The sequence below is a fragment of the Betaproteobacteria bacterium genome, assembly GCA_016791345.1.
In the GTDB taxonomy this organism is placed as follows: Bacteria; Pseudomonadota; Gammaproteobacteria; order Burkholderiales; family JAEUMW01; genus JAEUMW01.
Window position 1 is genome coordinate 1 of record JAEUMW010000249.1, and the last position, 8895, is coordinate 8895.

11 protein-coding genes are annotated in these 8895 nt (G+C 67.0%); 5 read left to right on the plus strand and 6 right to left on the minus strand.

Annotated features, from left to right (window positions below; translation table 11 throughout):
* Positions 1-555, minus strand: a 555-nt coding sequence (locus JNK68_09695; GenBank protein ID MBL8540629.1) for a PQQ-dependent sugar dehydrogenase, incomplete at its 3' end; no start/stop codon positions are given.
* Positions 556-725: 170 nt separating this feature from the next.
* On the opposite strand from JNK68_09695, the gene JNK68_09700 reads away from it, so the two are divergent.
* Positions 726-2006 carry an META domain-containing protein gene (locus JNK68_09700; GenBank protein ID MBL8540630.1) on the plus strand — a complete coding sequence of 427 codons (1281 nt, stop codon included), beginning with the start codon at positions 726-728 and terminating at the stop codon, positions 2004-2006.
* Between the two features lie 20 nt (positions 2007-2026).
* Here JNK68_09700 and JNK68_09705 read toward each other — a convergent pair whose 3' ends face one another.
* A complete protein-coding gene (locus JNK68_09705; GenBank protein ID MBL8540631.1) occupies positions 2027-2371 on the minus strand; it encodes a hypothetical protein in 345 nt (114 codons plus the stop codon).
* A gap of 205 nt (positions 2372-2576) precedes the next feature.
* On the opposite strand from JNK68_09705, the gene JNK68_09710 reads away from it, so the two are divergent.
* Genes JNK68_09710 through JNK68_09720 form a run of 3 tightly spaced genes read left to right on the plus strand, consistent with a single transcriptional unit; the run spans position 2577 to position 4691 of the window.
* Complete coding sequence (locus JNK68_09710) at positions 2577-2864, plus strand: ferritin (GenBank protein ID MBL8540632.1); 288 nt, start codon at positions 2577-2579, stop codon at positions 2862-2864.
* Entirely contained in the window at positions 2851-3507 is a 657-nt protein-coding gene (locus JNK68_09715) for an HAD family phosphatase (protein ID MBL8540633.1), read from the plus strand. The genes JNK68_09710 and JNK68_09715 overlap by 14 nt, the downstream gene beginning before the upstream one ends.
* A gap of 29 nt (positions 3508-3536) precedes the next feature.
* The gene (locus tag JNK68_09720; GenBank protein ID MBL8540634.1) at positions 3537-4691 is read left to right on the plus strand and encodes a cytochrome P450; all 1155 of its coding nucleotides are present in this window, start codon (positions 3537-3539) and stop codon (positions 4689-4691) included.
* On the opposite strand, the gene JNK68_09725 is transcribed toward JNK68_09720, so the two are convergent.
* Positions 4646-4879: a hypothetical protein gene (locus JNK68_09725; GenBank protein MBL8540635.1), complete on the minus strand. Its 234-nt coding sequence runs from the start codon at positions 4877-4879 to the stop codon at positions 4646-4648. The genes JNK68_09720 and JNK68_09725 overlap by 46 nt on opposite strands.
* Before the next feature lie 155 nt (positions 4880-5034).
* Entirely contained in the window at positions 5035-6258 is a 1224-nt protein-coding gene (locus tag JNK68_09730) for a PAS domain-containing protein (protein MBL8540636.1), read from the minus strand.
* Positions 6259-6460: 202 nt separating this feature from the next.
* Between JNK68_09730 and JNK68_09735 the strand changes: the two genes are divergently transcribed.
* Positions 6461-7687 carry a hypothetical protein gene (locus JNK68_09735; GenBank protein MBL8540637.1) on the plus strand — a complete coding sequence of 409 codons (1227 nt, stop codon included), beginning with the start codon at positions 6461-6463 and terminating at the stop codon, positions 7685-7687.
* Positions 7688-7704: 17 nt separating this feature from the next.
* Here JNK68_09735 and JNK68_09740 read toward each other — a convergent pair whose 3' ends face one another.
* A complete protein-coding gene (locus tag JNK68_09740; GenBank protein ID MBL8540638.1) occupies positions 7705-8463 on the minus strand; it encodes a haloacid dehalogenase type II in 759 nt (252 codons plus the stop codon).
* Positions 8464-8522: 59 nt separating this feature from the next.
* A partial coding sequence (locus JNK68_09745) for an NAD(P)/FAD-dependent oxidoreductase (protein ID MBL8540639.1) occupies positions 8523-8895 on the minus strand: 373 nt, incomplete at its 5' end.

Here is an 8895-nt window from a genome sequence, read left to right on the forward strand (position 1 = left end):
CGCACGGTCCTGCTCGCCGCGATCACCAAGGGTGACGTACAGCAGACCCTGCCGATCGAAGACGAGCCGCGAGCCGAAGTGCCGGCTGGTGCTCGAGCGCGGTTCCTGGCGGAAGATCACCTTCACGTCTTCGAGCCGCGCCGCACCCTCGGCTTCGACGAGTCTCGCGCGCGCGACCTCGGTGCTGTAGCCACCGGACCCGGCGCCGGTATAGGAGAGGAAGAGCACGCCGTTCCTGCGGAAATCGGGATGCAGGGCGACGTCGAGCAGTCCGCCCTGACCGCGCTCCACCACCGCCGGCACGCCCGCGACCGGCTGCGCGACGAGCCTGCCGTCGGCTCCGACGATGCGAAGCCGCCCCGGGCGCTCGGTCACGAGCATGCGCCCGTCGGGCAGGAAGGCGAGACTCCACGGGTGCTCCAGCCCCTTCGTCAAAGTAACGACGCGCACCTTCTCCAGAGCAGTCGATTGCACCACGCTTTGTGCAGCCGCCGGTACGACGAAGACGATGCACGTCGCGAGAGCGGCGAGCAGGTTTCGGGAAATGCGGTTCATCGGTACGTCCGTGCGTCAAGCCTGAAGTCCTGTCGGAACCGATGGCGCGCGCGGAGTTCCCGCAGCGGCCGGGCGCGATGTCGGTCTGCGGTGTTCTCGGCGCACCTCGATCGGCGGGATCTCCGGCAGAGCCGGTAAGATTCGCACCTTGCATGTCGAGGGAAATTCCGATGCTCTACAGATTTGCCGTCCTGCTGATTGCCGCGGCGTTGTCGGGCTCGCTCTCCGCCTGCTTCGGCGGCGGCACCCGCGGACCGCAGATGCTCGCCGTCCAGGGTGCGCTCACTTACGCCGATGCGACCGCCCCGCCGCCCGAGACCCGCGCGATCGTCGAGATGCGGGACGCATCGGCGCACGATGGCAAGGTGCTCGCAGAGCAGCGCATCGACCTGCAGGGGCGGCAGCCGCCCATCCCGTTCGAGTTCAAGGTCGAGCGCGGGAAGCTCGTCGACGACAAGCCGTACGCCGTGCGCGCCGCGTTCCACTTGCGCGGTCGACCGACTTGGGTCTCGGATGCGGTGACCGTCACGTCACAGGCGGGTCCGGTCGACGTCGGCGTGCTCACGCTGAAGCCGTACACGGCGCTTGCCTTCGCGAGCGAACTCGAGTGTGGTGCGGAGCAGGTGACGATCGGCATGGCCGGCGATGTGCTGCGGCTCACCGCGGGCGATCAGTCGTTCGACATGCGGCCGCTTGCGGGTGCGAGTGCGTCGGGATCGAAATACGAGGCCGTGAGTGACCCCGTGACGACGCTCTGGAGCCACGGCGACGAAGCGCGCGTGATGCTCAAGGGACGCGAGCTTCCGCCGTGCACCGTCGCCGGCAGGCAAGCGCCGTTTCGCGCGACCGGCAACGAACCGGGCTGGCGGCTCGACATCGATGCCACCCGGATGAGCCTGCTCGCGCACAACGGCAAGACGCGCTTCGTCGCGCCGACCCCGCGCGCCGTCGAGTCGGACGGGACGCGGAAGTACAGCAGTCGCCAGGGCGGCAGCGACATCACCGTGACCATCAGCCGGCACCCCTGCACCGACACCATGACCGGCATGCCTTATCCGCAGAGCGTGGTCATCGTGTTCGACGGCGAGACCATGAACGGCTGCGGCGGTGATCCGGCGGTGCTCCTCACGGGCGCCGAATGGGAGGTGACGGACGTCACCGGTATCCGCTTTGCCGACGGCGCGCGCGTGACCGTGGGTTTCGGCGAGGACGGCAAGGTCGCGGGAACCGGACCGTGCAACCTCTACACGGCGCAGTACGTGCTGACCGGCGAAAGCTTGACCATCCGCAAGGTATCGACTACCCGGATGGGATGCGAGGCGCAGACGCAGAAGCAGGAGCAGGCGTTCCTCGACGCGCTCACCAAGGTCCAACGTTTCGAGATCGCGGCCGACGGCGCGCTGCTGCTGCACACGAGCGACCAGCGCACGATCACGGCGCGGCGGGGTTGACCGGCGGCATGGGCCTGGCGCTAGGCAGACACCACGGCAGCGGCCTCGTCGCGCGTGTAGAACTCACCGCCGCGGACAAAGCCTGAGATCAGCGATCCCTTGACTGCAAGCACGCGACCGGACTCGGCGCGGGACGTCACCACGTCGTTCGGCAATCCGTCTAGGATGTGAAACGGGGCGGGGCTGCCGTCGAGGAACCGTGCGCGGTAGACGATGCCGGTGTCGTCGTCGCGGAACGCTGGGCGAAAGCCGAACTCGCCATTTTCCTCGCTGCAGCCGCCGCTGCCGCGGTAGGTATCGGACTGCGCGCGCAGGTCAGTGTTGGTCCAGGAGCGATGAGGACCACCGCGAACCGTCGAGGTCATCTGCTGGCTGATCGGGTTCATGGCTGCCTCCTTCGCGGTTTCGCACTTCAGTGGAAGGCAGTGTGCACGCTGCCGGTCACGGGGCGGTCAACGAAACTTCACGTTTTCGTCCTCTGCCAGAGAAGGGCGTTGCTTACGGTCGTCGTGCTTCGAGGCGATAATGTCGCCTGTGTTGCAACCGTGAAATCAACGGAGGGAGAAACTCGTGTCGAGTGTCGGTTATCACGAATCCGTATCGGAGCTGTCGGACGAAACCCAGGACATGCATCGCGCCATCGTCTCGCTGATGGAGGAACTGGAGGCGGTGGACTGGTACAACCAGCGCGCGGACGCCTGCAAGGACGTGGATCTCAAGGCGATCCTCGAGCACAACCGCGACGAGGAGAAGGAGCACGCGGCGATGGTGCTCGAATGGATCCGGCGCAGGGATTCCACCTTCTCGCAGGAGATGAAGGACTATCTCTTCACCGACAAGCCGATTGCCCACAAGTGATGTGAGCGACGGGGCGGAGCAGCCCGCCGTCGATGCCCTCGTATTCGATTTCGGCAATGTCGTCGTCGACATCGACTTCGGGCGGGCCATCGCCGCGTGGGCGCGGGCGGCCGGTGTTTCCGCGGAGGCACTGGCGCCGCGCTTCACTTACGACGCATGCTACCAGGCGCTCGAAGTCGGGGCAATCGACGGCGCGACTTACTTCGCCGCCTTGCGCAGGACACTCGGGGTCGCGCTGAGCGACGAACAGCTGCTCGAAGGCTGGAATGCGATCCTCGGCGAACCGCTGCCCGGCATCGACCGTCTCCTGCACGCGCTGGCTCCCGAGCTACCGCTCTACGTGTTCTCGAACACGAATCCGATGCATCACGCCTGGTGGTCGGCGCACTTTCGCGACACGCTGCGACCCTTCTCGGCGGTGTTCTGCTCGTGCGATCTGGGCCTGCGCAAGCCTGCGCCGGAGGCATTCCTGCGGGTGGCGGAACGCATCGGCAGGGTGCCCGCGCGCATAGGTTTCTTCGACGATCTGGCGGAAAATGTCGAAGGTGCCTGCAACGCAGGCCTGGCCGGGTTCCGGGTGACCTCCGTCGCGGACATGCGGCGCGTCCTGATCGAGGATCTGGGGGTCACGGTCCCGGTGTGATCCGGGTCTTGAGCCAAGGAGGAAGGATCATGGAAGAAAAGCGCGAACAGGACTGGGATCCGCGGTCGGAGGCAGTGATGCGCGACCAGCGCGCGGCGTACGACGCCATGCGCGAGCGCTGTCCGGTGGCGTTCAGCGATTATCTGCAGTGGTCGGTGTTCCGGCACGAGGACGTGATGCGGGTGCTGAACGACCACGCCGCTTTCAGCAGCGCGACGTCGCGACACCTGTCGGTGCCGAACGGCATGGATCCGCCCGAGCACACCGCGTACCGCCGCGTCATCGAGCCCTACTTCACGCCGGCGCGGATGCAGGCGTTCGAGCCCGTCTGTCGCAGCATCGCGGCCGATCTCGTGCAGCGGTTGCTGGGGCGTGAGGCGGTGGAGGTGATCGCCGATCTCGGCCAAGCGTTCGCCGTGCGCATCCAGTGTGCCTTTCTCGGCTGGCCGGCGGACCTGCACGAGCCGCTGCGCGTGTGGACGCGCAAGAACCAGGAGGCGACGCTCACCCAGGATCGCGAGGCGATGAACGCCGTCGCCCGTGAGCTCACCGGTTACGTCGAACAACTGCTTGGCGCGCGGCGCGAGCGCGCCGAGCGCGCGCCGGACGACATCACCACGAGCCTGCTGCACCTCCAAGTGAACGGCAAGCCGCTGCGCGACGGGGAGATCGTGAGCATCCTGCGCAACTGGACGGTGGGCGAGGTCGGCACGATTGCGGCCTCGGTCGGCATCCTCGCGCACTTCCTGGCGCAGGAGCCCGATCACCAGCGCGAGCTGCGTGCACAACCGTCGCTCCTGGCGGCGGCGATCGACGAGATCCTGCGGCTGCACGGGCCGCTCGTAGCGAACCGCCGCATCACGACGCGTCCGGTGGAAATCGGCGGCCGCAAGCTGGAGGCGGGCGAGCGCCTCTCGCTCATCTGGGTCTCGGCCAATCGCGATGGGCGAGCCTTCGACGCACCGGACACGTTCCGTCTCGATCGCGATCCTGCGCAGAACCTGCTGTACGGCGCCGGCATCCACGTCTGCCCGGGTGCGCCGCTCGCGAGCCTGGAGCTGCGCGTGCTCATGGAAGAACTCCTGCGCCGCACGCAGCGCATCGAACCGGTGGCCGGCAAGCCGCCGACGCTGGCGGTCTATCCCGCCAGCGGCTTCTCCGAGCTGCCGCTGCGCATCACCTGAGCCGGGTCACTGGCGTCACCGAGGTCGCGACGCGGCGGCGTGAGCTTCGCCCAGATCAGGAGCGGAAGGAGCAGGAACGAGCCGGGAAGGATCAGCAGCACGATCCACAGGGTCCAGCGCGCGCCGGCGGGCACGCGTCGCGCGCGCTCCTCCATGGAATCCGTCAGGCGTTGCAGCAAGGCTTCCACGTCCCCGTCTCCTTCGGCTGGGGGACCCGCGCTGTGAGCGGGTCGACGCTCTCTTCTACGCGCCGCATTGCAGGCTGGATGCACGCGCGAGCGCGACGCCAATGTACGCGGCAGGGCCGAGCCCCGCCATCGGGCACTCGCTCTAAGTCGAAGGATTAGGACTGCCCGAGCTTTTCCCGCAGCAGCGTGCGCTCCAGCTCTGCCGCCGCGCGCACGGAGAAGATCTTGAAGAGCGCCAGATGCGGCAGGTCCTGGCGCATCGGCTTGCCGTCCATGCAGGCGAAGTGGCCGATGATGCGGCCGGTGGAATCGAACATGGGCACGCCGATGTAGCTGTCGCGGTCATACTGCTTCTCGTCCGGCCATACGTCGCACACCCCGGTGGGGCAATAGACGATCTCCTTGCGCTCGATGACCGCGCCGCAGGACGTTCCCGCGAGATCGTATTCGAAGTTCTCCCAGAACTCGCCGTTGGAGTAGTACGCGAGCGTGCGCGCCCTGGTTGGCGGATCGTCGGGGCAGTAGCACACGAGATTGTCGCGGGTGTGCAGGATGGCCGACAGGTTCTTCATCAGGGCCTGGAAGAAGTCCATGCCGGATACCGACGACAGCCCTTCCGCGCCCTGGATGAGCGCTTCCTCGAGCTCCTTTCGCGCGTGGATGTCGTTGTCCATGACCAGCACCCGGTACGGCGTGCCGCTCGCGTGGCGAATCGCGGTGCCGCGCGAATGCACCCAGAGGTAGCGGTCGTCGGCGTGCCGCAACCGGTACTCCGCCTCGAAGTGCGGCGTCAACGCCTGCAGGTGATTGTCGAGGCGCGTGGCGACGGCGTCGCGATCGTCAGGGTGCAGCAGGCGCTTCCAGGCATCGATGCTGGCGACCTGTGCGTCGAGATAACCCATCATCCCCTTCCAGCGCGGCGAGAACAGCGTGACGCTGGAACGAATGTCCCACTCCCAGGTGCCGTCGTTCGCGCGCTCCACGACCAGCGCATAGCGGTCCTCCAGTTCGCGCAGACTGACCTCCAGACTGCGCTGCTGCGCCGATGCCGTGGCAAGCCGGGTGTCGGCCTCGCGGCTTAGCGTCTGCAGGCGCGCGATCCCGGCAGCGAGGGCACGCAACTCCGCCGGCCCGGACGCCTCCGGTGTCGCGGCGAAGCCCTCACGTGGGAGACCCTCCACCGCAAGCTTCAGCCACTGCAGGGGACGCAGGACGTAGCGTTCGACGGCGAGCGCGCCCACCACCAGCAGAACCGCCAGCACGGCAAGCGGCACGCCGGCGGCGATGGGCGCGTCCAGCCCGACAAAAAGCGTGTAGGCGCCCCAGAACAGCAGACAAAGCGCAGTGGGCAGGAGCAGGGTGGTCCGCAGGCTGGTCATGGTGCACTCCTCCGGCATCCGCACGGGATTGGCCTGCGGGCGACCGCGCGATTATAGGCGCTGCGTCGGCTGCCGGCACCTCGTCACCGCAGTGCCGACCGGGCGCATTGACACTGCCTTCCCGGTTTTCGAGAATACGGATTCGTGTCGATGCCGACGTCAAGCGCGGGGACGCGTCGACCCAACACCAGGAGAATGATTCATGGCGCTCGTTCGTGCCAACGCCACCGCGATCACCCTCGATCCGACCGAGCTCGATCTCGGTCTGATCGCCACTGGCGGTCTCACCGGCGGCGGAGCGGTGCTGTCCCCACCCACCGTCTTCGGTGCGACGCCGGCCGCGCTGCAGCTCGAATACAGCGTGAACGGCGGCGCCGGTGGCAAGTACATCTGGAATCTGATCGGCACCGGCCTGACCTACTCCCCGGCGTTTCTGCCCAAGGGCTTCCCGGCGCCGGACATTACCGGCGGCACGCTCACCGGTCTCTTCGACCAGATCAACACGACATCCGCCAGCATCAACATCAGCAGCATTTCGCTGCCGGCTGCGACCTTCTGGTCGCAAGTCAAGGCCGACGACAATCTGGGGATCCTGACGAGCATGCTCGCCGGCGACGACACCATCGTCGGCTCCAACCAGCAGGTGAACGCGGCGGGTCAGCCCATCGGCGATCACCTGTTCGGTTATGCCGGCAACGACAACATCAGCGCCGGGGCCGGCTTCGACATCCTGAACGGCGGGTCGGGCAACGATTTCCTCGACGGCGGCCCCGACACCGATCAGGCGGTCTACGGCGGTGACGCGGCGCAATACCACATTGTGACTTACGCCGGCACCACCGGTGTCGTGGCGAATCCCGCCTTTTCCGTGGAAGGCGTCGACAAGCTGGTGAACATCGAACAACTCGCCTTCGCCGGTCAGACGGTCGCGACACCCGGCGACAATTTCAGCCCGCTCGACTACATCGCGTCGTATGCGGATCTGAGCGCGGCGCTCGGCGCCAATGCGCAGGCCGGCTTCGACCACTATCTCTACGCCGGGGCGAACGAAGGCCGCACGGTGAGCTTCGACGGACTCGAATACATTGCGTCCTACCCCGACCTCATCGCGGCATTCGGTGCCAACGATGCCGCCGGCGCCGCCCACTACATCCAGAGCGGTGCCGCGGAAGGACGCCACGTCACCTTCGACGGCCTCGAATACATCGCCTCCTACGCTGATCTGATCCAGGGCCTGGGCGTCAATGCCGATGCCGGCACGCTGCATTTCATCACGCACGGCGCGGCGGAACAGCGCACGGTGATCTTCGATCCGATCTCCTACGAGCTCGCGAATCCCGATGTCGCGGCCGCCTTCGGCGGCGACCTGCTCGCCGCAACGGTGCACTACATCACGACCGGCTTCTACGAGCACCGCCCGATCGCGTAGTCTCTGGCGCTCGACGACTACGTGTTCACGAACGTAACGAGATCGTCGAGCGTGCTGCCCGTGGCGTCCGGTGCGACACCGAGCGCCTCGGCGGGCAGGTGCATGCGATTGATCCAGATCGTCGGGTATCCGAACCACTTGGCGCCCGCCGCGTCCCAGCCGGCAGAGGCCACGAAGGCGATCTCTTCGCGCCTCAGGCCGAACGCGTCGACTCCCAGCCGATAGGCGCGCGGATCAGGCTTGTAGCTCCTGACCCGGTCGGTGCTGAGATGGTCCTCGAAGACGCCTTCGAGTTCCGCGCTGCGCACCGCGGCATCGAGCATCTTCGGTGTGAAGTTGGAGAGGAAGGCCATGCGCATGCCAGCGTCCTTCAGCGAGCGCAGGGCAGGCGAGGCGTCGGGCCACGCCTTGAGCGTGAGATACGCGTTCATGAGGTCGGCGCGCTTCGCAGGTGTGAGATCGAGCTTGAGCGATGTCGCGGAAAACACCAGCGCCTCCTCCGTCGCCTGCCAGAAATTCGCGTATTGCCCGGCGAGCGCGCGCAGCCACTGATAATCGAATTGCTTCGTGCGCCACAGGGCGCTCAACTCGGCACCTTTCCCCGGAAAAAGCTGCTCGGCGAGCGCGAAGATCGGGCGCGGGTCGAAGACGGGGAAGGCATCGAACGCAATCGCCTTGATGCGCGGTCGAGAGGCGGAGCGAGCGGGCGTCGGCAGGGCGCTCGTGACCACGGTTCCCGCGAACAGCCTGAGAAAATTCCGGCGCTGGATGGACATGGAAGGAAGCCCGAAGAACGGTGACGCTGGATCTCCGACCTTGGTCACGTTGCAGTTGCTCAGCGCATCACTGTTGCCACGCGCACCGCGGACGCAGATCGTGCTGCCGGTTCCGGCGCCGCTCCGGTGATGAGCCGCGTGCCGCTGCGCAGCGTCAGGTACGCCCAGAACCAGTCCAGGATCACCGAGAAGCGGTTGCGCAGTCCCACCAGCAATGCCACGTGCACCGCACCCCAGAACCACCACGCCACCGCTCCGGCCAGGCGCACGAAGCCGAAGTCGGCGACCGCCGCCTTGCGCCCGATGGTGGCGAGGCTGCCCAGGTGCCGGTAGGCGAAGCGCTGCGGTCCGCGTCGCCCCATCACCCGGGCGCCGATGACGCGCGCGACGAACTCGCCGCCCTGCTTGGCGGCCGGGGCGAGTCCCGGCACG